22 protein-coding genes and 1 pseudogene are annotated in these 26,491 nt (G+C 62.2%); 13 read left to right on the plus strand and 10 right to left on the minus strand.

The genetic code is table 11. From position 1 onward, the window contains the following. Nucleotides 1-39: 39 nt before the first annotated feature. Nucleotides 40-849 (minus strand): ferritin-like domain-containing protein, encoded by an 810-nt coding sequence (locus tag Q0844_RS01125; RefSeq protein WP_299041187.1) that lies wholly within the window; start codon nucleotides 847-849, stop codon nucleotides 40-42. A gap of 96 nt (nucleotides 850-945) precedes the next feature. Here Q0844_RS01125 and Q0844_RS01130 point away from each other — a divergent pair, with 96 nt between their 5' ends. Continuing rightward, entirely contained in the window at nucleotides 946-1,842 is an 897-nt protein-coding gene (locus Q0844_RS01130) for a TrkA family potassium uptake protein (protein WP_366522973.1), read from the plus strand. Between the two features lie 8 nt (nucleotides 1,843-1,850). Next, nucleotides 1,851-3,188, plus strand: coding sequence for a TrkH family potassium uptake protein (locus Q0844_RS01135; RefSeq protein ID WP_299041189.1), 1,338 nt, complete (start codon nucleotides 1,851-1,853; stop codon nucleotides 3,186-3,188). Between the two features lie 168 nt (nucleotides 3,189-3,356). Here Q0844_RS01135 and bcp read toward each other — a convergent pair whose 3' ends face one another. Then, on the minus strand, nucleotides 3,357-3,818 hold the full coding sequence (gene bcp, locus Q0844_RS01140) for a thioredoxin-dependent thiol peroxidase (RefSeq protein WP_299041190.1): 462 nt from the start codon (nucleotides 3,816-3,818) through the stop codon (nucleotides 3,357-3,359). A 72-nt stretch (nucleotides 3,819-3,890) separates the two neighbouring features. Between bcp and Q0844_RS01145 the strand changes: the two genes are divergently transcribed. The 8 genes from Q0844_RS01145 to uvrA all read left to right on the plus strand — a co-directional run bounded on the left by Q0844_RS01145 (nucleotide 3,891) and on the right by uvrA (nucleotide 16,943). Then, the gene (locus tag Q0844_RS01145; protein ID WP_299041191.1) at nucleotides 3,891-7,316 is read left to right on the plus strand and encodes an AsmA-like C-terminal region-containing protein; all 3,426 of its coding nucleotides are present in this window, start codon (nucleotides 3,891-3,893) and stop codon (nucleotides 7,314-7,316) included. A 22-nt stretch (nucleotides 7,317-7,338) separates the two neighbouring features. Continuing rightward, nucleotides 7,339-8,391, plus strand: coding sequence for a tRNA preQ1(34) S-adenosylmethionine ribosyltransferase-isomerase QueA (queA, locus tag Q0844_RS01150; protein WP_299041193.1), 1,053 nt, complete (start codon nucleotides 7,339-7,341; stop codon nucleotides 8,389-8,391). A 92-nt stretch (nucleotides 8,392-8,483) separates the two neighbouring features. Continuing rightward, nucleotides 8,484-9,752, plus strand: a complete 1,269-nt coding sequence (locus Q0844_RS01155; protein WP_299041195.1) for an MFS transporter — start codon at nucleotides 8,484-8,486, stop codon at nucleotides 9,750-9,752. Nucleotides 9,753-10,166: 414 nt separating this feature from the next. Beyond that, nucleotides 10,167-10,748, plus strand: coding sequence for a DUF924 family protein (locus tag Q0844_RS01160; protein WP_299045174.1), 582 nt, complete (start codon nucleotides 10,167-10,169; stop codon nucleotides 10,746-10,748). Between the two features lie 145 nt (nucleotides 10,749-10,893). Then, nucleotides 10,894-12,291 carry a dihydrolipoyl dehydrogenase gene (gene lpdA, locus Q0844_RS01165; RefSeq protein WP_299041197.1) on the plus strand — a complete coding sequence of 466 codons (1,398 nt, stop codon included), beginning with the start codon at nucleotides 10,894-10,896 and terminating at the stop codon, nucleotides 12,289-12,291. Between the two features lie 69 nt (nucleotides 12,292-12,360). Beyond that, on the plus strand, nucleotides 12,361-12,762 hold the full coding sequence (locus Q0844_RS01170) for a hypothetical protein (protein WP_299041199.1): 402 nt from the start codon (nucleotides 12,361-12,363) through the stop codon (nucleotides 12,760-12,762). A gap of 41 nt (nucleotides 12,763-12,803) precedes the next feature. Then, complete coding sequence (locus Q0844_RS01175; protein ID WP_299041201.1) at nucleotides 12,804-13,967, plus strand: MFS transporter; 1,164 nt, start codon at nucleotides 12,804-12,806, stop codon at nucleotides 13,965-13,967. A gap of 93 nt (nucleotides 13,968-14,060) precedes the next feature. Further along, the gene (uvrA, locus tag Q0844_RS01180; protein ID WP_299041202.1) at nucleotides 14,061-16,943 is read left to right on the plus strand and encodes an excinuclease ABC subunit UvrA; all 2,883 of its coding nucleotides are present in this window, start codon (nucleotides 14,061-14,063) and stop codon (nucleotides 16,941-16,943) included. Here the strand turns inward: uvrA and Q0844_RS01185 are convergent, their stop codons facing one another. From Q0844_RS01185 to Q0844_RS01210, 7 genes and pseudogenes are all read right to left on the minus strand, one after another. Next, a complete protein-coding gene (locus Q0844_RS01185) occupies nucleotides 16,944-18,188 on the minus strand; it encodes an EAL domain-containing protein (RefSeq protein WP_299041203.1) in 1,245 nt (414 codons plus the stop codon). It abuts the gene before it with no gap. Nucleotides 18,189-18,278: 90 nt separating this feature from the next. Beyond that, entirely contained in the window at nucleotides 18,279-19,178 is a 900-nt protein-coding gene (mmsB, locus tag Q0844_RS20865) for a 3-hydroxyisobutyrate dehydrogenase (protein ID WP_366522997.1), read from the minus strand. 9 nt (nucleotides 19,179-19,187) lie between these two features. After that, nucleotides 19,188-20,192: pseudogene (locus Q0844_RS20870) on the minus strand (enoyl-CoA hydratase/isomerase family protein); the annotation flags it as partial. Then, nucleotides 20,189-20,539 carry a RidA family protein gene (locus Q0844_RS01195; RefSeq protein ID WP_299041207.1) on the minus strand — a complete coding sequence of 117 codons (351 nt, stop codon included), beginning with the start codon at nucleotides 20,537-20,539 and terminating at the stop codon, nucleotides 20,189-20,191. The pseudogene Q0844_RS20870 and the gene Q0844_RS01195, both read right to left, overlap by 4 nt. Beyond that, a complete protein-coding gene (locus Q0844_RS01200; protein ID WP_299041208.1) occupies nucleotides 20,536-21,678 on the minus strand; it encodes an acyl-CoA dehydrogenase family protein in 1,143 nt (380 codons plus the stop codon). Before Q0844_RS01200 ends, Q0844_RS01195 begins: the two co-directional genes overlap by 4 nt. Before the next feature lie 61 nt (nucleotides 21,679-21,739). Then, nucleotides 21,740-22,174, minus strand: coding sequence for a hypothetical protein (locus Q0844_RS01205; RefSeq protein ID WP_299041209.1), 435 nt, complete (start codon nucleotides 22,172-22,174; stop codon nucleotides 21,740-21,742). Nucleotide 22,175: 1 nt separating this feature from the next. Continuing rightward, the gene (locus tag Q0844_RS01210) at nucleotides 22,176-23,675 is read right to left on the minus strand and encodes a CoA-acylating methylmalonate-semialdehyde dehydrogenase (protein ID WP_299041211.1); all 1,500 of its coding nucleotides are present in this window, start codon (nucleotides 23,673-23,675) and stop codon (nucleotides 22,176-22,178) included. 108 nt (nucleotides 23,676-23,783) lie between these two features. Between Q0844_RS01210 and Q0844_RS01215 the strand changes: the two genes are divergently transcribed. The 3 genes from Q0844_RS01215 (at nucleotide 23,784) to coaD (ending at nucleotide 25,877) form a co-directional block, all read left to right on the plus strand. Continuing rightward, nucleotides 23,784-24,695 (plus strand): LysR family transcriptional regulator, encoded by a 912-nt coding sequence (locus Q0844_RS01215; RefSeq protein ID WP_299041213.1) that lies wholly within the window; start codon nucleotides 23,784-23,786, stop codon nucleotides 24,693-24,695. Nucleotides 24,696-24,869: 174 nt separating this feature from the next. Then, nucleotides 24,870-25,304, plus strand: a complete 435-nt coding sequence (locus tag Q0844_RS01220; protein WP_299041215.1) for a CBS domain-containing protein — start codon at nucleotides 24,870-24,872, stop codon at nucleotides 25,302-25,304. An 81-nt stretch (nucleotides 25,305-25,385) separates the two neighbouring features. After that, nucleotides 25,386-25,877: a pantetheine-phosphate adenylyltransferase gene (gene coaD / locus Q0844_RS01225; protein ID WP_299041217.1), complete on the plus strand. Its 492-nt coding sequence runs from the start codon at nucleotides 25,386-25,388 to the stop codon at nucleotides 25,875-25,877. Between the two features lie 15 nt (nucleotides 25,878-25,892). On the opposite strand, the gene Q0844_RS01230 is transcribed toward coaD, so the two are convergent. Next, entirely contained in the window at nucleotides 25,893-26,453 is a 561-nt protein-coding gene (locus tag Q0844_RS01230; RefSeq protein WP_299041219.1) for a sel1 repeat family protein, read from the minus strand. Nucleotides 26,454-26,491: the final 38 nt, after the last annotated feature.

Here is a 26,491-nt window from a genome sequence, read left to right on the forward strand (position 1 = left end):
GTCAAATTGGCGGAAAACCGCGCACAATCGCCATACGGATCAGTCTGTTACGGCCAGTGGCCAGTAGAAATCCGGGGGCAGGCCGGCTTCGGCGCGCTTTTCCGCGTTGAAGGGCGGCTTGAGCGGGCTGTGGAAGTAGCGCTGGACGAGCGCATGGAAGGCGTCCTTGGGGTCGAGGTTGTCGCGCCCGCACAGGAAGTGGAACCATTTCGAGCCGTAGGCGACGTGGGCGACTTCCTCGGCGTAGATGGTTTCGAGCGCGGCGACGGCGCTGGTGGCGTCCGCCTTGCGGAAGATGTCGATCATGCCGGGGGTGACGTCGAGGCCGCGCGCCTCGAGCACCATGGGCACCACGGCGAGACGGCCCATGAGGTCGTGGCCCGTGTCCTCGGCGGCGCGCCACATGCCTGCATGTGCGGGCAGGGCGCCGTAGTGGCTGTCCATTTCCTCAAGACAGTCGCACATCAGGTTGAAATGCTTGGATTCTTCGTCGGCCGCCTTCACCCAGTCGTCGTAGAAGCCCATGGGCATGGGCACGTGGGTGAAGCGGGCGATGATGTCCCAGTGCAGGTCGACGGCGTTGAGTTCGATATGGGCCACGGCATGCAGCAGGGCGATGCGCCCGGCCGGGCTGCCGGGGCGGCGGCGCGGCACGTCGCGGGGGCTGAGGAGTTCCGGAGCTGCGGGGCGCGCAGGGTGTGTCGGTGGGTTGGCGGTACCGATCTCGGGCGTTTGCCCGTCTGCACGCGCGGCGCGCCATTCGGCAGCCAGCTTGCGCGACAGGGCCGTCTTTTCCCGCCCGTCGGCGGTGCGCAACACGGCCTCGGCCATCTGGGCGAGGGGCATCATGGGGCAAGCACGGGCAGGGCCGCCCTTATGGTTCGATTGGCATGTTCCAGCTGTGGCAAATGTCCGTCCCTTCCGGTTTTGGTCGACAGTGCAGTGTTGGATGTATCGCGCGGTGGCGCCAAGGCTATCCAGAGTTTGGCAGCGTCCCGCAAGGGGGAGCGGAAAGATGGGCCTGCACAAGTGTCGATGGTCAGGACAGAGCCCTGTTTGCCAAACGCTGCGATCTACCCGATTGGCGGATTTGCAAATACTTATCATAATGCTTTGCACTACTTGGCAAAACATCGCGCCGGCTTATTTTCTGAAGGCAACAGGTTGGCGAGGCGTCGTATGGTAAGCAAGTCACGGGTGTTCGCAGTAATCGGTCTCGGCACCTTTGGCGCGACCCTTGCCAGCGATCTTCAGCGCTTCGGAAACGAGGTTATCGGAATCGATATCGATGAACGGCGGGTCAGCGCTCATGCCGACGAGTTGTCCCAAGCCCTTGTTCTGGACGCGCGAGACGACGGCGCCCTCAAGGAAGCGGGTGTCGATTCCGCCGATGTCGGTGTTGTCGCCATGGGCACGAATATCGAAGCCAGTGTGCTGGCGACGATCAACCTGAAGACATTCGGCGTGGATACGATCTGGGCCAAGGCCACGTCGAAGAACCATCACCGAATTTTGTCGAAGTTGGGTGTTGATCGTGTGATCCATCCCGAGCGTGAGGTGGGCCAACATATTGCGCAGGTTCTGAACAACCCTCTTGTGCGGGATTATGTGAGCCTGGGAAACGGGCAACATGTTGTCAATTTTCGCGTCCCGGAAAGCCTGAAGGGCCGATCCCTTTCCGAACTGAGCTATCGGCGAGACCATAATTTGCGCTGCGTCGGCGTTCTGCGCGGCACCGACTTTATCGGACACGACGACGCGAATTGTGCGTTGGAAAAGGATGATTTGTTGCTTTTGCTTGGCGGGCGGCAAGACCTTCGCGAATTCGCGCGCGAGCTATAGGCGCTCCGATGTCAGGCCTGCGTTTCTCGATCCGTCAAAAGCGCTTCAGTCCACCAGCTGTCCTCGCAACGATCTACGCTGTGTTTATCATCGCCGGAGCGGTGGCACTGCGGTTGCCTTTCAGCAATGCCGGCGACGTCACCTTCGGCGATGCGGTTTTCACCGCCGCTTCTGCCGTCACGGTCACCGGGTTGATCGTAGTGGACACGGGTTCAGACTATACCCTGATCGGACAGGTTATCATCGCTCTGCTGATTCAGATCGGCGGACTGGGCCTGATGACCTTCGCAGCCCTTCTTCTAACGATGCTTGGGCTGACCATCGGAATGCCTCAACGGCTGGTGCTGCGCGACGAGCTTGGCCAGACCGGCGTACGCGATCTGCTTGTGCTTGTGCGCGTCGTGATGTTGGTGGCCTTTGTCGCCGAAGCCATCGCAACCGGCCTTCTGATGATTGTGTTTGTGCCCGAATTCGGCTGGACACAAGGTTTCTGGCAGGCGCTCTTCCATGCTATATCGGCGTTCAACAATGCCGGTTTCTCGCTGTTTTCCGACAGCCTGTCAGGGTATGTTGCTGACCCTATTGTCAACATCACGATCACAGTGCTTTTCGTTCTGAGCGGGCTTGGGTTCGTCGTCCTTGCGGATGTAAACCGACAGCGCAGTTGGCGGAAACTGACGCTTCACAGCAAGCTGATGCTGTCGGGCACGCTGGTTTTGATCCTGTTTGCCTGGATCATGTTCGCTTTGCTGGAATGGAACAACCCGGCCACGCTCGGCGGACTTGACAATATTGGCGCGCGTATCACAGCAAGCTGGTTTCAAGCGGTGACACCACGCACGGCAGGCTTCAACACCCTCGACTACGCGCAGATGGAAAATAGCACGACGGTGATGACCTTGATGCTTATGCTGGTCGGCGGGGGACCGTCCTCCACGGCTGGCGGTGTAAAGGTGACGACACTAATCGTCCTGGCCCTGGCGACGGTTGCGTTCTTCCGCAGACAAGAGCGGCTTCACATTTTCGGTCGCAGTTTGGGGATGTCGGAAGTCATGAAGGTGCTGGCCTTGACCGCGCTTTCGATTTTCCTCGTGGTAATCGGTCTTTTCCTGACATCGATCACCTATGACGGCGACTTTCTCGACCTTCTTTTCGAAGTTTGCTCGGCCTTCGGAACTGTTGGCCTGTCGAGAGGGGCCACTGGCGAACTCGATGAATTCGGGCGTGCGATGATCATTCTCATCATGTTTGCAGGTCGCCTGGGCCCTCTGACGCTGGCATTCTTTCTTGCCACGCAAAGCAAATCCAAGGTCGGATATCCGGAAGGAAAAGTCTTTTTGGGCTAGCAATTCAACGAGCAAGCCGACCTTGGTGTAACCATAGCGAACGCCCACTTGGTCGCGCACCCCTGTCATTGCGGAAAATCCAACACCCTGTTCGCGCCAAAACGCGATCCATGCGGACGGAACGTGGGCCTGCCGGACACAATCCGCCTGTCGGCAGGCACAGGTGTGTTACAGCGCCTGAACGGCTGCCAGCACCGCCTCGGCATGGCCCGGCACTTTGACCTTGGGCCAGACCATCGCGATGTTGCCATTGGCGTCGATCAGGAACGTGGTGCGCTCGATCCCCATATACGTTTTGCCGTACATGTTCTTTTCCTTCCACACGCCATAATCCTCGCAGACCGTGCCGTTTTCATCCGACAGAAGGCCCACCGTGAGGTCGCGCTTTTTCGCGAACTTGGCGTGGCTGGCGACGCTGTCCTTGGAGATGCCGAAGATTTTTGCGCCCGCCGCCTCGAATTCTGAAAGATGTTCGGAGAAGGCGATGCTTTCCTTGGTGCAGCCCGGCGTGTCGTCGCGGGGGTAAAAATACAGGACAACCGGGCCACCCTGAAGCGCCGACAGGGTGACATCCGTGCCATCTGCGTCGGGCAGCGTGAAATCAGGGGCGGTCGAGGCGATATCCAGCATGTTTTGGCCTTTTCATTACACTTGGGAAAGTTGTGACTGGCATGATAGGGCTGAGCGGACAAGAATAAAGACATGAGCAGTGCCGACCCCATCACTGATCCGCCTTCTGTGCGGAAGAAAAGCCTGTGGCGGCGCCTTGGGCTGGGCAGCCTGTTTTTCAGCCTGATCCTTGCCGCCGCGCTGGGGGCTGCGATCTATGTGCTGATCGGGCGGCCCGTGGCTGCGCCGGACTGGTTGCGGGACCGGATCGAGACGCGGGCCGGCGAGGCGCTGGGGGCCGCATCGCTGCGCTTTGATGCGCTGGATCTGGTGGTCGAGGACAACGCCAAGCCGCGCGTGCGCATGACCAATGTGCAGGTGTTGAATGCGGCCGGGGCCGAGATTGTCGGCTTTTCCGAAATGCGCATCGGGCTGTCGGTGACGGACCTGGTGCAGGGGGCGTTCCGGCCCACCGAAATCGGTGTGACCGGCATCTTTGCCAACCTGCGCCGCGAGCGTGACGGATCGGTGGTCTTGTCTGGGGGGCTGGACCTGACATCGAATGCGCCTGCGCAAGAGGCGGCCACCCTGGGTCAGCTGATCGAGGGGATTGACGATCTGATCACGGTTCCGGGTCTGTCAGCCTTGACCGAGGCCGACATCCGCGCCCTGACCCTGCGGATCGAGGATGTCCGGTCGGCCCGGGCGTGGACCGTGGATGGCGGGCGCATGCGTCTGACCCGGGAGGGCGAGACGGTGCGCATCACCTCGGACCTCGCGCTGCTGAGCGGCGGGCAGGGGGTTGCGACGCTGGAGGCCAATTACGAGAGCCGTATCGGAGAGTCAGCGGCCACTTTCGGCGTGTTGGTCAACGATGTGGATGCCGGCGATGTGGCGACCCTGGCCCCGGCCTTTGCCTGGCTGGACGTGCTGCGGGCCCCGATCTCGGGCGCGGTGCGCGGGGTTTTTGGTGTGGATGGGACGCTGGCGCCCGTCAATGTCGCGCTGAATATCGGTGCCGGTGTGATCCAGCCCACCGATGCGACCCGCCCCGTGCCGTTTTCGTCCGCGCGCAGTTACTTCAGCTATGATCCGCGCGGCACGGTTCTGGTCTTTGACGAGCTGTCCGTCGACAGTGCCTGGATCACCGCACAGATCGACGGGCAGGCCGTTCTGGGCATTGATGATCGGGGTGATCTTGCGGACCTGGTGGGCCAGTTCCGCGCCACGTCGCTGCGCGCGAATCCCGATGACCTTTATCCCGAACCCATCGAGATGGAGGCGGCGCAACTGGACTTCCGGTTGTCGCTGGATCCGTTCCGGCTGGATGTGGGGCAGGCGCTGTTTCAGGATCAGGGGCAGGACCTGATCGCCCGGGGCGCGCTGATCGCGGCCCCGGATGGGTGGCGATACGAGATGGATGCCCAGATGGCCGGCATGATGCCGGGCCGCTTGCTGGAATTGTGGCCGGATCGTTTTGCCCCCAAGGCCCGCGCGTGGGTGCTGGCCAACCTGCTGGACGGGTATCTGCGCGATCTGGATGTCGCGCTGCGCGATGCGCCGAACAGTCCGGTCGTGGCCTATGCGGGCTTTGCCTATGAGAATGCCAGGGTGCGCTACCTCAAGACATTGCCGCCGATCGAGGACGGGCGCGGATCGGCCAGCCTGCTGGATGGGCGATTTGTCGTGTCGGTGGATTCCGGCCATGTCACGGCGCCGCAGGGCGGCCGCATCGATGTGAGCGGGTCGTCCTTCATCATCCCTGACGTGCGCGCCCGCGACGGCGTGCCCGCCGTGGTCCGGCTTGAGACCGATGGCACTGTGACCGCGGGCCTGTCGCTGCTGGATCTGCCGCCGCTGAACGTGATGGAGCGGGCCGGGCTGTCACCAACATTGGCCGACGGGCGGATCCAGGCCGCCGGAACGCTGGCCTTTGCGATGAAGGCCGGGCTGACGCCGGACGAGGTGGAATATGACGCCACGGGCACCGCCCGCGATGTCCTGAGCACAACCCTGATCGAGGGGCGGCGCCTGGCTGCCGACACCTTGCGCGTCGTGGCGGCACAGACCGGGGTGCAGGTATCGGGTGCGGGCACCCTGGATGGCGTGCCCTTTGACGTGACCTGGCGCCAGCCGCTGAGCCGGGGCGAGGGGCCGCAGCCCAGTTCCGTCAGCGGCACTATCGAGTTGTCGGAACGCACCATCGATGCGTTTGACCTGGGCCTGCCCGCCGGATTGGTGACCGGACGCGGCACCGGCAATATCGAGATCGGCCTGCCTGCGGGCGGCGGTGTGCCCGACTTTGCCCTGACGACGAACCTGCGCGGCGTGCGCCTGTCATCACCGCCGCTGGGCTGGTCCAAACCTGCCGCGACGCCTGCCTCTTTGTCGCTGACGGGCGCGTTGGGCCCGGCGCCGCGTGTTGACCGGATGGTGCTGGACGCGCCCGGGTTGCGGGCCGAAGGGTCGATCACGGCGACCCCCGGTGGCGGGTTGGAGCGGGCGCGCTTCACAAGCGTGCGCGTGGGCAACTGGATGAACGGGCCGGTGGACCTGGTGGGCCGCGGGCGCGCGGTGCCCCCGGCCGTGCAGGTGCGCGGTGGCACGCTGGACTTGCGCGAGGCCGATTTCGGCGGTGCGGGTGCGGGCACCGGCGGGCAGCAGGGCGGTGGGCCGCTCAGCCTGACACTGGACCGGTTGCAGATCACCGACACCATCGCCCTGAACGGCGTATCGGGCGAATTCAACATGGCGCGCGGCCTTGACGGGACCTTTACCGCGCGCGTCAACGGCGGCACGCCCATTCGGGGCCAGGTGCTGCCGCAGAATGGACGCAGCGCGGTTCGGATCACCTCGGACGATGCGGGCGGTGTGGCGGCGTCGGCGGGCATTCTGAAACAGGCCCGGGGTGGTGCGCTTGACCTGACCCTGTTGCCGGTGGGGGCCGCAGGGTTTGATGGCACGTTGAACGTCCAGGAAACCCGCATTCAGGACGCGCCCGCCATTGCCGCGCTGCTGAATGCCCTGAGCGTCGTGGGCCTTTTGGAACAGATGAGCGGCAGCGGCATCCACTTTCAGGATGTGGAGGCGTCGTTTCGGCTGACGCCGTCCACGATGACGTTGACCCAGGCCAGCGCAACGGGCCCGTCCATGGGGTTGTCGATGGATGGCGTGTACGATGTGGCGGGGGGGCGCCTGGACATGCGGGGGGTGATTTCGCCGCTGTTCCTGATCAACGGGATTGGCAGCATCCTTACCCGGCGGGGCGAGGGGCTGATCGGCTTCAACTACACCTTGCGCGGGCCTGTGCAGCAGCCGCGTGTGCAGGTGAACCCGCTGTCGGCGCTGACGCCGGGCCTGTTCCGCGAGATTTTCCGCGCGCCCGCCCCGGAACTGCCCCCGGTCGAGGGCGACGGCCCGTCGCCGGTTGTGCCCGAGGCCTTTGTGCCCGAAGACACCGGACCAAGTGACGCAGAGCAACGGCGGCTGGAACGGCAGCGGCGTATTGATGAACGCTGAGCGTCCCGGTAGGGGGACGCGCATGAGACTGGATGATTTCGACTTTGACCTACCCGAGCAGCTGATCGCGACACGGCCCGCCGCGCCGCGGTCGTCGGCCCGCCTGCTGGTGGCCCAGGGCGACAAGATCCATGACCAGCGCGTGACCGATCTGGTGGACTGGTTGCGCCCGGGTGATCTGCTGGTGCTGAACGACACGCGGGTGATCCCCGCGCGGCTGTTCGGCACGCGGGCGCGGCACAGTGCGCAGGGTCTGACCGAGGCGCGGATCGAGGTCACGTTGCTGGAGCCGCGCGCCGATGGCGCGTGGTCGGCGCTGGTGAAGCCCCTGAAGAAGGTGAAGCCGGGCGAGGTCGTGCGCTTTTCCGAGGTTCTGTCCGCCACGCTGGAGGGCAGTGAAGACGGGCAGGGGCATTTGCGGTTCAACCTGGCCGGCGATGATTTCGACGCGGCGTTGGCCGAGGCGGGGGCCATGCCCTTGCCACCCTACATTGCCGCGAAACGGCCCGCCGATGCACGGGACAAGACGGATTACCAGGCGATCTGGGCGCGCAACAGCGGCGCGGTGGCGGCCCCGACGGCCTCCTTGCATTTTGATGCGCCATTGATGGATGCGCTGGCGGCGCGCGGCGTCGCGATCACCTATGTGACCCTGCACGTGGGCGCAGGCACGTTTCTGCCGGTCAAGGTCGAGGACGTGACCCAGCACAGGATGCATGCGGAATGGGGGCAGGTGTCCGTGCAGGCGGCGCAGGATATCGCGGCGGCCAGGGCGCGAGGCAACCGGGTGATCCCGGTGGGCACCACGGCGCTGCGCCTGATCGAGACGATGGCGCGCGATGGCGGCATCACCGCCTGGGAAGGCGACACGGATATCTTCATCTATCCCGGCTTTGCCTTCCGCGTGGCAGACGGGTTGATGACCAACTTTCACCTGCCGAAGTCGACATTGATGATGCTTGTGTCGGCTTTGATGGGGCAGGACCGCATTCGGGCGATCTATGACCATGCTGTCCGGTCGGAATACCGGTTCTTTTCCTACGGGGACGCGTCGCTTTTGTTGCCGCAAACGTGACACCGGAAACCGACAAAACGCGTCGCACATATCTGCGACATCTCTGGGTGATACAGGCCACGCTGGACGCATAGGCCAAGGAGTACAGTTACATGTTCCAGGTACTGACAAGCGCGTGGGCGCTGCTGTTTGGCATGGGCCTTTTGATGGTGGGCAACGGGATGCAGGGCACGCTGCTGGGCATCCGGGGCGAGATCGAAGGCTTTTCGACCGCCCAGATGTCGATTGTCATGTCCGCCTATTTCCTTGGCTTTCTGGGCGGCAGCCGAATGGCGCCCCGCATGATCCAGCGGGTGGGGCATGTGCGCGTGTTTGCGGCGCTTGCCTCGCTGATCTCTGCCGTGATGATCCTGTACCCGACCTTTACCGATCCGTTGGTATGGGCAGTGGGCCGTGTGATCATCGGCTTCTGTTTCTCGGCGGTGTATGTGACGGCGGAAAGCTGGCTTAACGACGCGGCGGACAACTCCAACCGGGGCAAGGCGCTGTCGCTTTACATGATCGTGCAGACGACAGGTATCGTCATCAGCCAGTACCTGCTGTTGACCGCCGATCCGTCGGGTTTCGTCTTGTTCGTGATCCCGTCGGTCCTGGTGTCATTGGCGATCACACCGATCCTGCTGTCGATCAGTCCGGTCCCGGCCTTTGACACCACCAAGCCGATGACATTGCGCGAGCTTGTCGGGGTGTCGCCCCTGGGCTGTGTGGGCATGTTCCTGCTGGGTGGTGTGTTTGCCGCACAGTTCGGGATGGCGGCCGTCTATGGCACCGAGGCGGGGCTGAGCGTGGCGCAGATTTCGACCTTTGTGTCGACGTTCTTTATCGCTGCGGTGCTGCTGCAATATCCCATCGGCTGGATTTCGGACCGGATGGACCGCCGCGTGCTGATCCTAGTCCTGGCCGCGTTCGGTGCTGTGGGGTCGCTGATCGGCATGCTTCTGGGCAGCAACTTTGCCATGCTTCTGGTGTCGGCCTTTGTGGTTGGTGGCATGTCGAACCCGCTGTATTCCCTGCTTTTGGCGCATACCAACGACTTTCTGGCCCACGAAGACATGGCGGCGGCGTCGGGCGGTCTGATCTTCATCAATGGGCTCGGGGCCGTCTTTGGGCCGCTGATCGTGGGGGCGATGATGGGCAGTATCGGCCCGGCCGGATTTTACCTGTTCACCGGCGTCCTGTTCGTGGCGCTTGTGGTCTACGCAGCCTACCGTGCCACGCAGCGGGCCAGCACGCCCGTGGACGAGACAGGGTCGTATGTTGCGATGTCCCAGGCGGCGACCACGCCGGTGGCGATGGAAATCGCGCAGGAATACGCCATCGAAGCTGATTTGGAAGGCGAAGACGACAACCGGGCGGAGTGATAAACTGGGTTCCGTTCGAGGAGAGTGCCATGATTCCACCACGAGAGCCGCCAAAAACAAAACTGCCCCCGCCGTTGCCGCCGGTTTACGGATGGGTGATCGCTGCAGTGTGTTATCTTGGCCTCCTTTGGAATTGGTGGTTTGACGTTCGCTTGGATGACGATCCGAGTGTTTTTGGGCGAATGATGCCGGGCTTTCTAGTCATGTTCCCGATTGTAGTGGCCTTCAAAGTGCTGAGACGGTGATGTCGCTGCATTGAACAAGCGAGCTACTCATTTGATAAGGAAGAGCGGGTTTGACCGGGTTTGCAACCGGGCCGGGTAATGTGTCGCAGCTGTTGTATTTCGTGATTTGGGACACAAGATAAACTGTGTAACGCTTTGATGACGGGGCATGGGTATTGGGAGAGAAACCATGGTGGGTCCGGACGATGTTTTGCGGTTCTGGTTGGATGAGTGCGGTCCGGAGGAGTGGTTCAAGTCCGATCCCGTCCTTGATCAGACCATACGTGACCGTTTTGGCGCGACCTGGAAGGCGGCGACCGAGGGCCGATATGCCCTTTGGCTGACCTATCCGTCCGGCGCGCTGGCCTATGTCATTCTGACCGACCAGTTCCCGCGCAACATGTTTCGCGATGATGCGGCGGCCTTTTCGACGGACAAGGCGGCGCTGGCTGCGGCCAAGTCGGCCATCGCCAAGGGGTGGGACCTGCGGATCGACATGCCCGCCCGCCAGTTCTTTTACATGCCGCTCGAGCATTCCGAGAACCTGTGCGATCAGGACCGCGCCGTGCGCCTGATCTGCGAGCGCACCGAACAGGATGAAACCTTCTTGCTGCATGCCCGCGCGCATCGCGAGGTGATCCGCCAGTTCGGTCGGTTCCCGCATCGCAATGCGGCGCTTGGCCGTGCCACGACAAATGCCGAACAGGCACATCTGGATGCCGGTGGCTATGGCACCATTGTGCGCAGCCTTCAGGCGGATCAGGCGGCCTGATCCTGTGCCGTCCATCATGCGTGGCGCCTGACGCGGGCCTTCCCTAGCGTCAGTCGATTTGTCGCGCTCGGTCTTCGTTGAGGTCTGCACGGAAATAGTTTAACGGTAAACTAAATCTGACGCAGCGCTTGGCGAGGACATTGATATGGCAGCGAAATCCTTTGACGTGGTGATTATCGGGTCCGGTCCCGGGGGCTATGTGGCCGCCATTCGGGCCGCCCAACTGGGCCTGAGCACCTGTGTTGTCGAGCGCGAGCATCTGGGCGGCATCTGTCTGAACTGGGGCTGCATTCCCACCAAGGCGATGCTGCGGTCGTCCGAAGTGTTCCACCTGATGCACCGCGCCAAGGAATTTGGCCTCAAGGCGGATGGCATCGACTATGACTTGCCTGCCGTGGTGGACCGGTCGCGCAAGGTGGCGGGGCAGCTTTCGGGGGGTGTGCAGCACCTGCTGAAGAAGAACAAGGTGACGGTCATCATGGGCGAGGGCACCGTCCCGTCCAAGGGCAAGGTGAGCGTCAAGACCGACAAGGGCACCGAAGAGCTGACGGCCAAGAACATCATTCTGGCCACCGGCGCGCGGGCCCGCGAGTTGCCGGGGCTTGAGGCCGATGGCGAACTGGTCTGGACCTACAAGGCCGCGCTGACGCCGGGCCGCATGCCGAAAAAGCTGCTGGTCATCGGATCGGGTGCGATCGGTATCGAATTTGCAAGCTTCTACAACACGCTGGGCGCTGACACGACCGTGGTCGAGGTCATGGACCGCGTGCTGCCCGTGGAAGATGCCGAGATTTCGGCCTTTGCCAAGAAGGCGTTCGAAAAGCAGGGCATGAAGATCATGCAGAAGGCGATGGTCAAGCAACTGGACCGCGCGAAGGGCAAGGTCACGGCCCATATCGAAGTGGGCGGCAAGGTCGAAAAGCTCGAGTTTGACACCGTGATTTCCGCCGTGGGCATTGTCGGCAATGTCGAGGGCCTGAACCTTGAGAAACTGGGCGTGAAGGTGGACCGGACCCATGTGGTCACGGACGAATACTGCCGCACCGGGGTCGAAGGTATCTTTGCCATCGGCGACATCGCGGGTGCGCCGTGGCTGGCCCACAAGGCGAGCCACGAAGGTGTCATGGTGGCCGAACTGATCGCGGGCAAGAACGACGTGCACCCGATCAAGCCGAATTCGATTGCCGGGTGCACCTATTGTCACCCGCAGGTTGCCAGTGTTGGTCTGACCGAGGCGGCGGCGAAAGAGGCCGGGTACAAGGTAAAGGTCGGCAAGTTCCCCTTCATCGGCAATGGCAAGGCGATTGCACTTGGAGAGCCCGAGGGCATGATCAAGACCGTGTTCGATGAAAAGACAGGCGAGCTGCTGGGCGCGCACATGATCGGGGCCGAGGTGACCGAGCTGATCCAGGGCTATGTCGTGGGGCAGGCGCTGGAGACCACGGAAGAAGACCTGATGCACGCCGTGTTCCCGCACCCGACGCTGTCGGAGATGATGCACGAGAGCGTGCTGGATGCCTATGACCGCGTGATCCATATGTAGGTGAAATGCCTTTTCGGGATCTCGAATGGCCGCTACTCTGCGGCCATTCTTTTTTCCGAGGTGATTGACATGAAGAGTATTAAAGTGGGTCTCATCGTCTTGGCCGGTGCCTTTTTGGCAGCACCGTCGCCCGGGCAGGCGCAGCAGTTGATTGCAGAGTACTATACGCTCCTGACAGGTGCGGATTTGCGCAACTCAAGCGGTGCGGCGTTGGGCAGTTTCTGCGCCATCGTTCAGCAGGACCGCGCCAACCATCATCGATTTGGCATTCGGCATGATGGCGATCAGTGGGACCCGATCTTTGCTGACCCTGCCGCGCGTGCACAGATTTCGGCCAACTGCCAACTGGCCGCAGGGTCCGAATATCTTCCCTCGGCGATAGCGCAATACGGCACGCGCTATGTCTGGGTGCGCGTTTATGGCAGTGGGACGTGGCCGACCATGGTGCTGGTGTCCGAAGGCGCGGGCTGACGCATCTTGCAGGCGTGCCGCGCCCGTGAAATGAGCGGGGCATGACCGACCGCACATCCTTCCCGCTTGTTCTTGCCCTGTGGGGCGCTGGCCTTGGTGCGGCGGGGCAGTATGCCAAAATCTCGGTCATCTTTGACCGATTGCCCGAGGTCTACCCCGATGCGGGCACGGCTTTGGGTTTCATCGTGTCGCTTGTGGGTTTTGTCGGCATCGTGCTGGGGGTTGTTGCGGGGCTTGTGGTCGCCCGTATTCGCTATCGACGCGCAATGCTGTGGGCGCTGTGGGCCGGGGCGGCGCTGTCGTTGTTTCAGGCGACATTGCCCAGCCTGCCGCTGATGCTGGCAAGCCGCGCGCTCGAGGGTGTGTCCCATCTGGCGATGGTTGTCGCTGCCCCGACACTGATTGCGCAGCTGAGTGCTGAGCGGCATCGGGGGTTTACCCTGACGCTCTGGAGCACGTTCTTTTCGGTCGCGTTCACCCTGCTGGTGGTTCTTGGCCTGCCGCTGGTGGATGCGATGGGTCTGCCCGCGTTGTTCGTGGCGCATGCGATCTGGCTGGCCGTGTTTGCCGTGATCCTTGGGCTGTTCCTGCGCCCGTTGGAGGTGCCGCCCGACAGCGCCTTGTCGTTGCGCGGTATCCTGCGGGATCATGTGGCAATCTACCGGTCACCGCGCATTGCGGCGCCGGGGGCGGGGTGGATGTTCTATACCTTTTGCTTTCTGGCCATCCTGACGGTGCTGCCGCCCTACATTGCGCCGGAATGGCGGGCGTGGGTGATGGGGGCGATGCCGCTGGTGGCCATCGGTGTGTCGCTGACACTCGGCGTCTATGCCTTGCGGTTCATGGGCGCCGTCATGCTGATCCAGATCGGGTTTGCCTTGTGCATCGCGTCGCTGCTGTGGCTGTGGATCGCGCCGGGGATGCCGGTGGCCTGTCTTTCGCTGGCAGGCGCACTGGGGCTGGTGCAGGGGGCGAGTTTTGCCGCCGTGCCGCAGTTGAACGCCACGGCCGCGCATCAAAGCCAAGCCTATGGCGGCCTCGCGCAGACCGGTAATCTGGGCAACACGCTGGGCACGCCCGCGCTGCTGGCTGTGCTGGGCATGGCGGGGTTTCCGGGGTTGGTGTGGACCTGCATCGCGGTCTTTGGCTGTGGGATTGCGGCGCACGCCTGGATGGCCGCGCGACGCCGTGCTGACATGGCATGACAGCAGTACGCATGTTCGCGTCTTGTTCTCACTTTTTCATTGGCTGTTTCGCCCATGTGACCTATGTACAGATCGTTAATCCGGGGGGCTGACATGGCCGAGCAAAAGAATATCGAGGTGCGCGGCGCGCGCGAGCACAACCTCAAGTCTATCGACGTGGATATCCCGCGCGACCAACTGGTTGTGATCACTGGTCTTTCGGGGTCGGGCAAGTCATCACTGGCGTTTGACACGATCTATGCCGAGGGGCAGCGCCGATACGTGGAATCGCTGTCGGCCTATGCACGCCAGTTCCTGGACATGATGCAGAAGCCGGATGTGGATCATATTTCCGGCCTGTCGCCCGCGATTTCGATCGAACAGAAGACAACGTCCAAGAACCCCCGGTCGACCGTCGGCACCGTGACCGAGATCTACGACTACATGCGGCTGCTGTTCGCCCGTGTCGGCACGCCCTATTCCCCCGCAACCGGCAAGCCCATCGAGGCGCAGCAGGTGCAGGACATGGTGGACCGCATCATGGCGATGGAGGAGGGGACACGTGCCTATCTGCTGGCCCCGATCATCCGCGACCGCAAGGGCGAGTACCGCAAGGAGTTTCTGGACCTGCGCAAGCAGGGCTTTCAGCGGGTCAAGGTGGATGGGTCCTTCTATGAGCTGGACGAGCCGCCGACGCTGGACAAGAAATTCCGCCATGACATCGACGTGGTGGTGGACCGCATTGTCGTGCGCGAGGGGCTGGAAACGCGGCTGGCCGACAGCTTGCGCACCGCGCTGGATCTGGCCGATGGCATTGCCATTCTTGAGACCGCACCGAGCGAGGGTGAGCCAGAGCGCACGACGTTTTCCGAGAAATTTGCCTGTCCCGTCAGTGGCTTCACCATTCCCGAGATCGAGCCGCGCCTGTTTTCGTTCAACGCACCGTTTGGGGCATGCCCAACCTGCGACGGTCTGGGACAAGAGCTGTTCTTTGACGAACGGTTGGTGGTGCCGGACCAGACGCTCAAGGTCTATGACGGGGCGCTGGCGCCGTGGCGGAAGGGGAAGTCGCCCTATTTTCTGCAGACCATCGAAGCGATTGCCAAACACTACGAATTTGACCCGCAAACCAAGTGGAAGGACCTGCCTGCTCATGTGAAGCAGGTGTTTCTCTATGGCTCGGGCGATGAGGAAATCCCGTTCCGCTATGACGAGGGCGGGCGCGTCTATCAGGTCACGCGCGTGTTCGAGGGGGTGATCCCCAACATGGAGCGCCGGTACCGCGAGACGGATTCGAACTGGATCCGCGAGGAATTCGAGCGCTATCAGAACAACCGTCCGTGCGGGGATTGCGGTGGGTTCCGTCTGCGGCCCGAAGCGCTGGCGGTGAAGATCGGGCCATCGGATGACGCGGACAAGCTGTTGCATGTGGGGCAGGTGGTCGAGATGTCGATCCGCGAGGCCTATGCCTGGTGCCAGACGGTCCCGGACAATCTGAGCGCACAGAACAATGAGATTGCGCGTGCGATCCTGAAGGAAATTCGTGAGCGGCTTGGGTTCCTGAATAACGTTGGACTTGAGTACCTTACGATGTCACGTTCAAGTGGTACGCTGAGTGGTGGCGAAAGCCAGCGTATTCGTTTGGCGTCGCAAATCGGGTCGGGCCTGACCGGCGTTCTCTATGTGCTGGACGAGCCGTCGATTGGCCTGCACCAGCGCGACAATGACCGTTTGCTGGACACGCTCAAGAACCTGCGGGATCAGGGCAATACCGTAATCGTGGTCGAACACGACGAAGAGGCCATTCGCGAGGCCGATTATGTGTTCGACATCGGCCCCGGCGCGGGGGTGCATGGCGGTCAGGTCGTGGCGCACGGAACGCCGCCGGAACTGGCGGCGAGCGGGTCGATCACGGGCGATTACCTGTCGGGCAAGCGCGAGATCGCCGTGCCGCTGGAACGCCGCAAGGGCAAGAAGGGCAAGAAGAAGGTCACCGTGGTCAAGGCCACGGGCAACAACCTGCAAAACGTGACCGTCGATTTCCCGCTGGGCAAATTCGTGTGCGTGACGGGCGTGTCGGGCGGGGGGAAGTCCACGCTGACCATCGAGACATTGTTCAAGACTGCGTCCATGGCGCTGAACGGTGCGCGGCAGACGCCCGCGCCCTGCGAGACGATCAAGGGGTTGGAGCATCTGGACAAGGTTATCGACATTGACCAGCGGCCCATCGGGCGCACGCCGCGGTCGAACCCTGCGACCTACACCGGGGCGTTCACCCCGATCCGCGACTGGTTTGCGGGCCTTCCCGAGGCGAAGGCGCGCGGCTACAAGCCGGGGCGCTTTTCCTTCAATGTGAAGGGGGGACGGTGCGAGGCATGCCAGGGTGACGGTGTCATCAAGATCGAGATGCATTTTTTGCCGGACGTCTATGTGGAATGCGAAACCTGCAAGGGCGCGCGGTACAACCGCGAGACGCTTGAAATCAAGTTCAAGGGCAAGTCCATTGCCGACGTGCTGGACATGACGGTTGAGGACGCGCAGGCGTTCTTCCAGGCCGTGCCTTCGATCCGGGAGAAGATGGATGCGCTGATGCGCGTGGGCCTTGGCTATATCAAGGTGGGCCAGCAGGCGACGACCCTGTCGGGGGGCGAGGCGCAGCGCGTCAAGCTGTCGAAGGAACTGTCGAAACGGTCGACCGGCCGGACGCTGTATATCCTGGACGAGCCGACGACGGGCCTGCATTTCGAAGATGTGCGCAAGCTGTTGGAAGTGCTGCACGAATTGGTGGATCAGGGCAATTCTGTTGTCGTGATCGAACACAATCTTGACGTGGTGAAAACGGCGGATCACATCATCGATATCGGCCCCGAAGGTGGCGATGGTGGGGGGCAGGTTGTGGCCACCGGCACACCCGAGGAGGTGGCCGAGGTCGCTGAAAGCCACACCGGCCAGTACCTGAAGCCGATGCTTGCCCCGCGCAAGGTCGCCGCGGAATAGTTATGCGCGGTTCTCACCTTGACCGGGTGTGAACCACGCCGCCGCCGCGTCAAGGCTGTCTGGCCGGCCCAGGAAGTACCCCTGGGCCAATGGCACGCCAAGACCCGCGAGTGTCAGCAATTCGTCCCCTGTTTCGATCCCTTCGGCCACGATGTCCGCACCAATTTCCCTGGCAAAGGACACAAGGGCCGCGCTGAGCGAGCGGCGCACCACGTCCTGATCAATCCGGGTGGTCAGCGAGATGTCCAATTTGATGATGTCGGGCAGCAGCCGCACGATTTGTTGTAGGCCGGAATAGCCGGCCCCGGCATCGTCAATGGCCAGCCGCACACCCGTAAAGCGCAGTTTTTGCAAGGCTTTTTCCAGCGCGTCGTCGTCGGTGGCCTTGGTGTGTTCCGTCACTTCCAGCACAACCCGTTCTGTCGGCCAATCGGCGAACACATCCGCGAGCACCCCCGATGCGACGGTGTCGGGCGAGGCGTTTACGGACAGATAGACAGATGCGGGCAAGTGGTTGAGCGCTTGCAAGGCGCGTTCGATCACGCACACCTCAAGCGCGATCTGCATACCGACGAGGCGCGCCTCGTCAAACCACAGGTTGGGGGCACGGTACGGGTCCGATTGAAAACGACACAGCGCTTCGAACCCTTTCGGGAGTTTCTGCTGGGCATCCATGATCGGTTGGTACACGACGTCAAACTCCTGGGTGTCCAGCATGTCCTGAATGCGGGTCCGTATGTCGCTTTGTTCCGTTTCGACCATCAGGCGCGCGTTCACCTGTTCGGCCGAGATGGCCGCAAAGGCGCGCATCACATCGAGGTCGCGCGTGTTCAGGTCGGTCCGTGCCGTGCGGCTGAGGCAGCAGAACATGCCGTAGATCGATCCGTCGCGCCGCCGGATCGGGATGCTGGCATGGGACCTGATCGGAATTGCATGTGTCAAATCGATGTCCTGGCACAGCGCTTCGTCTTTGGTGTCCGGGATCAGTTCGGGCAGTCGTCCGGCCAGGATGTGCCGACAATACACCGCGTCGAGCGGCATCGTGTCGCCGACCGAAATCATCTGTTCCAGGCCCGGCGCACTGACGGCGCGAAAGGCGAGGTCATCACCGATGAATTCCGAAAGATAGGCCACCTCCATCCCCAAGTGGCTGCGTACAAATTCAAGCGCCGTGTTGATCGTTTCGTCCGTGGTCATGCCACGGGTCATGGTTTCGCCCATAAGGCGGGCGGTCTTGTCCGTCATGGCACCCCTCGTTGATGGCGTGACTGCACTGTCACGCAGAGGGGTTAATGACCCACCCAACGGCGCCAGAAAAAATGCCCTTGGTTTGAATCAATCGCGCCCGCGCGTTTCGAAGCGGGGCAGCATGGCGCTGAAATCCTTGCCTTTTCCGCCTTCGTTTTCAACGAATTGGCGATACAGTTCCAGCGCGCGCGCGCCCATCGGCGTGTCGGCATCGACCGCTTCGGCGGCCTGTTGGCTCAGGCCCAGATCCTTGAGCATCAATTCCGCCGCGAAGCCGGGGGTGTAGTTGTTGTCGGCAGGGCTGACGGGGCCGACACCGGGCGCGGGGCAATAGGCATTCATGGTCCAGGAATAGCCTGACGAGGTGCTGACGACGTCGAACATCTTTTGCCGGTCGAGGCCCAGCTTGTCGGCCAGTGCGAATGCCTCGCACGTGGCGATCATGGTGGCACCCAGGATCATGTTGTTGCAGATCTTGGCCGCCTGACCGGCGCCTGCATCGCCGCAATGCACCGCCTTTTGACCCATGATGTCGAAAAGCGGTCTGGCGGCCTCGAACGCCTGGGCGCTGCCACCCGCCATGAAGGTAAGCGTGCCGCCCGCCGCGCCGCCGATGCCGCCCGAAACGGGGGCGTCGACACATCCAAGCCCTGCGGCGTCGGCCTGTGCGGCCACCGCGCGGGCGCTCTCTACATCCACGGTGGAACAGTCGATCAGGGTGGCACCGGCCTTCATAACTGGAATGATGTCATGTGCCACGGCGCGCAGGATGTCCCCGTTGGGCAGCATGGTGATCACGATGTCCTTGTCTGCCGCCGCTTCGGCCGCGCTTGAGGCCTGTGCCACCCCGTCCGCCGTCGTGCCCGCGACGTCAAACCCCGAGACCGCGTGCCCCGCCTTGGCGAGGTTCGCAGCCATGGGCGCGCCCATGTTGCCGAGGCCGATAAAACCGATCTTCATGCCTGATCCCTCCAGTTTAAGTGCCATTTTCCCCAATGGCATAAGCATCTTGGACACCGCCGTGGGGGGCACCGATCCATCGGCAAATTGCCATTTGGGCGCGCGGTCCTTGTCGATGATGGCAGCCCTTATGCCTTCCAGAAAATCACCGTGTTCCATGGCCCGTGCCGTAAAGCGGTATTCCAGGTCCAACGCCTTTTCCAGGGTCAGGCTGGGCCCGCGCAGACGGTTCAGCGCCTCGATTGTGCAGGCCATCGACAGGGGGCTGTTGCGGCCCATTCGGGTCAGGGTGTCGCGGGCGAAATCGCTGTCTTCCGCTCTGAGCGTGGTCAACACGTCGCCCAGCGACATGCCGTGAAAGTGCCGGTCGATATCGGGCATCGCCGATTGCAACGGGCCCGGGGCAGGGCCCGTGGCCGTCTGGACAACGCAATCCGGATCGCCCGTGGCCTCAAGTGTCGCGACCAGTGCGGGCCAGTGCGCTTCGGCGACGTAGTGGTCGGCAAACCCGGCCAGGATCGCATCGGCGGCGTTCATCCGCGCCGCCGTCGTGCCCAGATACGCGCCCAAGCCACCAGGGGCGAGCGCCAGCATGAGCGATCCGCCCACATCCGGGATCAGGCCAATGCCGCATTCGGGCATGGCGATCTGGCTGCTGTCACCGACGATCCGGTGCGAGCCATGGCAGCCAATGCCGACCCCGCCGCCCATGGTGAAGCCCTGCAGGAAGCTGACGACCGGTTTGGGATAGTGAAAGATCTTGTGGTTCAGGCGGTATTCGTCGGCCCAGAATTTCTGGCCGTAGGCGTAGTCGCCCTTGGTCCCTGTCGCGTAGAGTTCCGCGATGTCGCCGCCGGAACAAAACGCGCGGTCGCCTTCCGCATCCAGAACGACCAGTTTTACGGCGTCGTCGCTGGCCCAGGTGTCAAGCGCGGCTTCGATGGCCAGACACATCTCGTATGTCATAGCGTTGAGCGCGTGGGGGCGTTGCAGGGTGATGCGGCCCGCATGGCCGGTGATACGGATCGAGATGTCGGTCATGACAAAGCCGCCGTGCAAATGATTTCGATGTTATACCCCTCTCCGCCGATCTGCACTTCGCCACAGGATCGGGCGGGGGCCGTTCCCGGTGCCACCCACGCGTCCCAGACAGCATTGACGGCGTCATAGTCGGCAATAGAGCTGAGCCAGATTGTTACGGATAGAAGTTGCGCCTTGTCAGTTCCGACCGTCGCCAGATGGTGATCAATTTTTGAGAGCGCTTCGCGAGTTTGGGTTTGGATCGGTGCATGTGCGGTGCCGCACTGACCAGCGAGATACACGGTATTCCCGTGTACTACGGCTTGGCTCATCCTGTGGTCCGTGTCGAAGCGTTTGATGTCAGTCATCGGTTCTTCAACATGTCCCGCGCCACGATCACCCGCATGATCTCGTTCGTGCCTTCGAGGATCTGGTGCACCCGCAGATCACGAACCAGTTTTTCGATGCCGTAATCCGCGAGGTAGCCGTAGCCGCCGTGCAGTTGCAGGCATTGGTCGACAACCTTGCTGCCTGCATCCGTCACGAACTTCTTCGCCATGGCACAGAACTTTGTCGCGTCCGGCGCGCCAGTGTCGAGCTTCCACGCGGCTTGCCGCAAAAAGGTGCGGGCGGCTTGTAGTTCGATCTCCATGTCCGCGAGGCGAAATTGCAGACCCTGTAACTGGTCGATGGGCTGGCCGAAGGCTTTGCGCTCGCCCATATACGCAAGCGTCGCATCGATGGCAGATTGTGCGGCGCCCAACGAACAGGCGGCGATGTTCAGACGGCCGCCATCCAGCCCCATCATCGCATATTTGAAACCCTGACCCTTTTCCCCAACCAGATTGCCGCTTGGAATGTTGCAATTGTCAAACTGAACTTGCGCCGTAGGTTGGCTGCGCCAGCCCATTTTGTCCTCAAGTCCGCCGAAGGACAGCCCGTCCGTGCCGTCCTCGACATAGACGGTCGAGACGCCTTTGGGCCCATCCTCGCCCGTGCGGACCATGCAGACATACGCATCGGAATAGCCGCCGCCGGAGATGAACGCCTTGGTCCCGTTCAGGGTATAGCCTTCGTTTGTCCGCTCCGCACGGGTGCGCAGGGCGGCGGCGTCCGAGCCCGAGCCGGGTTCGGTCAAGCAATAGCTGAGAACGGTGTTCATACTCAGCACATCGGGCATCACCCGCGCCTTCAGGTCGTCACCCGCAAAGCTGTCCAGCATCTTGGCGCACATGTTGTGGATGGACAGGAAGGCGGCGACAGACGGGCAGGCCATCGACAGCGCCTCGAACACCAGGGTGGCGTCCAGACGGGACAGCCCGGCGCCCCCGGCATCCTCGGAGACATAGAGAGAGGCAAAGCCCAATTCGCCCACCTTGGGCCACAGGTCCTTGGGGATCGTGCCCGCCGCTTCCCAGTCGCGGGCGTGCGGGGCAATCTCGGACTGGCCAAAGGCGTGGGCCATGTCGAAAATCGCCGATTGTTCCTCGGTCAATGCGAAGTCCATGGTTCCTCCCGTAACGCGACGCCGTGAATTGAACGCACGTTAAATTCCGATGTTTGCAGGACTATTGCAAGGCCCGACCGCCCTGGGGTGCCAACAGCATGTCCACGGTCGCTTCGGGCTGGCCGAGCAGGGTCAGTGCCTGCGCTTCGGAGTGTTGAACCATGGGAACAACCGAATCCACGTCATCCCACGACCGCAGGTACATCGTGCAGATTTCCTGGCTGATGGGCGTGGGGGCGATGTAGACGACCAGCGACTGCACGCCCGCGCACGCGAGCCTGTCGGCCTTGGCCGCCTGCATCTCCATGAACCGGACATAGTCCCGTTCGAACCCGGTGGCATGGCTCAGATCGACAAGCTGCTTTTGCCCAGGGGCATAATCCGCGTGCGACACGTATTGGCGTGTCGCTTCCAGCGCCTCGTCAATCATGACGGTGCCGGTAAACCGGACAACGACCAAACCGCGGTCCGGGAGTATACGGAATTCTACGGGCATATCACTCCATGACGGGTATCGAGAATTCTCCGCCTTCCTTTATGCCGGACGGCCACCGGGCCGTCACTGTCTTTGTACGCGTGTAGAACTTAAATGCGTCAGGACCGTGTTGATTTAGGTCCCCAAATACGGATTTTTTCCAACCACCAAAGGTGTGGTAGGCCAGCGGCACGGGGATCGGCACGTTGATCCCGACCATGCCGATGTTGATCCGGTTGGCAAAGTCGCGGGCCGTGTCCCCATCGCGGGTAAAGATCGCGGTACCGTTGCCGTATTCGTGGTCCATGGCAAGGCCGATAGCCTCTTCATAGGTCTGCGCACGGACCGTGGTCAGGACAGGGCCAAAGATTTCCTGCTTGTAGATATCCATATCGGGGGTCGCACGGTCAAAGAGATGCGGGCCAACGAAATAGCCATCCTCGTACCCCTGGAGTTTGAAATCACGCCCATCGACGACCAGTTCTGCGCCTTGGTCGATGCCGGTCTGCACCAGCCGTTCGATGTTGGCCTTGGCCGCCGCCGTCACGACGGGGCCATAGTCCACGTCATTGCCAGCGGTGTAGGGGCCGACCTTCAGCTTTTCGATGCGCGGCACCAGCTTTTCGATCAGGCGGTCGGCGGTTTCGTCCCCCACGGGCACTGCGACACTGATCGCCATGCAGCGTTCGCCCGCGGCGCCATAACCTGCGCCCACAAGCGCGTCGGCGGCCTGATCCATGTCGGCATCAGGCATGACGATCATGTGGTTCTTGGCCCCGCCAAAGCACTGTACCCGTTTGCCGTTCGCGCAGCCGGTTGCATAGATGTATTCCGCGATCGGCGTCGATCCGACAAAGCCGATGGACTGGATCACGTCGTTATGCAGAATGGCATCCACGGCCTCCTTGTCGCCGTTCACCACTTGCAGGATGCCCTTGGGCAGGCCGGCCTCCTCCATCAGCTCGGCCAGCATCAGCGGGACGGACGGATCACGTTCGGACGGTTTGAGGATAAAGGCGTTACCGCAGGCAATGGCGGGGGCAAACATCCACATCGGGATCATGGCGGGGAAGTTGAACGGCGTGATGCCCGCCGTGACGCCAAGGGCCTGACGCATGGAATACATGTCGATGCCGGGGCCTGCGCTGTCGGTGTATTCGCCTTTCAGCAGATGCGGCGCACCGATGCAGTATTCCACAACCTCAAGGCCGCGCTGCACGTCACCCGCCGCATCCGGCAGCGTCTTGCCATGCTCGCGGCTGAGCGCCTCGGCCAACTTGTCCATGTCGCGGTTGAGCAGGCTGACGAATTTCATCAACACCCGCGCCCGGCGCTGCGGATTGGTGGCGGCCCAGGCAGGCTGCGCCCTGGCCGCAATCTCGACGGCGTGTGCAACTTCATTGGTCGAGGCAAGAGGCACACGCGCCTGCACTTCACCCGTGGCAGGGTTCATCACATCAGCGAAACGGCCCGACGTGCCGCTGACATGGGCGCCGTCGATATAGTGGGAAAGCTCTTGCATGGGATTCTCCTGATCTGGGGTTGGGTGCAGGATAGTCTTGCAAAATACTCGGTAAAAGGGGGAAGTAGGCAAAACCGTTTTGCAATAACGCATGATGAGGGCCGGCCGTTGCTGCCGCATTGGGATGATTTGCGCCTGTTTCTGGCGGTGGCGCGGGCCGAAACCCTGTCGGCCGCGGCCAAGACCGTGCGCAAGGATGCGGCGACCCTTGGGCGGCGGGTGGCGCGGCTGGAACGGGATCTGGATGTGGTGTTGTTCCGCAAATCCCCGCAGGGCTATGCGCTGACAGAGGCAGGCGCGCAACTGCTGGACCGGGCCGAGGCGGCGGAAGCCGCGATGCGGGCCGCAACCGAGGGGATCACGGGCCCGGACCGCGATGCCGCCAATGCGGGGCTTACGGGACAGGTGCGCATCGGTGCACCCGATGGCTGTGCCAATTACGTGTTGCCGCAAGTCTGCGCCCGGTTGGGGGCGGCGCATCCGAACCTTGATATCCAGATCGTCGCCTTGCCACGTGTCTTCAACCTGTCCCGGCGCGAAGCGGACCTGGCCATCGGCGTCAGCGCCCCCACCGCAGGGCAGTTGACGGTCCAGCGGATCACCGATTACCGCCTGCATTTTGCGGCAAGCACGGCGTACCTGGCCGCCGCGCCACAGTTGACGCATATCCGCGATCTCGCGGCACATCGGATTGTCGGATACATTCCTGACATGATTTTTGACCGGGAATTGGACTATCTGGCGGATGCGGGCGTGGCCCGTGTTGCGATGGCGTCAAATTCGGTCGCGGTGCAATTGAACCTGTTGCGGCAGGGGGCTGGGATTGGTGTTGTGCACGACTTTGCCTTGCCCTTCGCGCCGGGGCTGGCGCGCGTGCTGGTGGACGAAATGTCGCTGAACCGCAGCTTTTTCCTGATCCGCCACCAGTCGGACACACGCGACAGACGCCTGAACCACTTTGCCGAATTGCTGGTGCAGGGCGTGCGTGCGGAAGTCGCGCAGCTTGAGGCAAAGGCCTGAGTGAAAACAATGCGGTAGCGCCGGAATGTGAAAGACAGGGCAGGGGTGCGCGGGCATCCTTGGGGGTATGATTTCAACCGGCAGTGGATCGCCCAGACTGCTTCGCAGGCTTGACAGACAGGGCATCGGCGGCTGACGCTGGGATACATCACACCGTTGCGAGGTCCAGAATCCATGCTTGTGCACCAAATTCTCAAGTCGAAATCCGACGATGCCGTTGTCACGGTGACGCCGGGCACCAAGGTATCTGACGCGGCAAAGATCCTGGCGGAACGCAAGATCGGGACGGTCGTGGTGTCGGCAGACGGGCAGACGGCCGAGGGTATCCTGTCTGAACGCGATATCGTGCGGGTGCTTGCCAAGCGGGGCGGGGCGATCCTGAGCGAGCCTGTGGACACCTTCATGACGTCGAAACTGGTGACCTGCGGGCGGCAGGACAAGGCCGATGACGTGCTGACCAAGATGACCGAGGGTCGATTTCGGCACATGCCGGTGATCGAGGACGGCCATCTGGTCGGGCTGATTACCCTGGGTGATGTGGTCAAGGCCCGGTTGGCGGAACTGTCCATGGAAAAGGATGCCCTGCAGGGCATGATCATGGGTCACTGACCAGACGCCTGCGTCCTGTCGGCTTGCATTCGCTGGCCCGAGATGCTGCATTGCGCGCAATATGACTGACGGAGCCGCCCCATGCGCATCGGCCTATACCCCGGCACATTTGATCCCATCACGCTGGGGCATATCGACATCATAAGGCGGGCCAGCCCCATGGTGGACAAACTGGTTATCGGCGTGGCCATCAACCGCGACAAGGGTCCGCTGTTTTCCCTGGAAAACCGGGTCGAGATGATCGAGGCCGAATGCGCCAAGCTGAGCAGGCAGACGGGCACCGAGATCCTCGTACACCCGTTCGAGAATCTGCTGATCGACTGTGCCCGCGATGTCGGTGCCCAAATCATCTTCCGTGGCCTGCGCGCGGTGGCGGATTTCGAATATGAATTCCAGATGGTGGGCATGAACCGGCAGCTGGATGACAGCATCGAAACGGTTTTCCTGATGGCCGAGGCCGAGCATCAGGCAATTGCATCCAAACTGGTCAAAGAGATCGCCCGCCTGGGCGGGGACGTCAGCAAATTCGTGACGCCCTTGGTGAATGACGCGTTGGAAGAGCGGTTTGGGTGAAGGGCGACCAGCGGGTCAGAACAGCGGTTGATAGCGCCAATTGTCTGCGTCAGGCGTAACCTCGTCCAGATCGTAGTCCGCGCCTTGCAGCCGTTTGGCAATCTCTAACCCATCCCGTGCCGCCTGGTCCACATATCTGCGTCCCAATGCCTCGTCCTGCGCGATGCCATGGCCGCGCATCAGGTTCAGACCGTGATTGAAGCGCCCGACAGGATCGCCTGCCTCTGCGGCGCGCCGGTCCCATTCGGCAGACGCATCTGGATTATAATCTCCGCCAAGACCGTTGTTTTCAAGCTGGCTCATCCAGGTCATGGCCTTGGTGTAACCGGCTTCGGCACAGCGTCGGGTGAGCGTGCGCGACAGTTCGGGATTGTCGGTTTTTGTGACGTTGATGCCCAGCGAACAGGTGACGGAATCAATCACACCCATCTCGATCTTGCGTATCAGCATTTCCTGACCGGTGTCTTGGGGGTTGAGGATCCCCAATTCATTTTCGACCGTGACGGGTGCGTCATCGGCCAAAGCGGCGTTTGCAAGCACCAGACATGACGCCATCATGACAACAGGTTTCAGCATCTAGACCTCCCTTGTTGGGGCCAAGGATACCGATGCAT

This window comes from uncultured Tateyamaria sp., from assembly GCF_947503465.1.
Taxonomy (GTDB): Bacteria; Pseudomonadota; Alphaproteobacteria; order Rhodobacterales; family Rhodobacteraceae; genus Tateyamaria.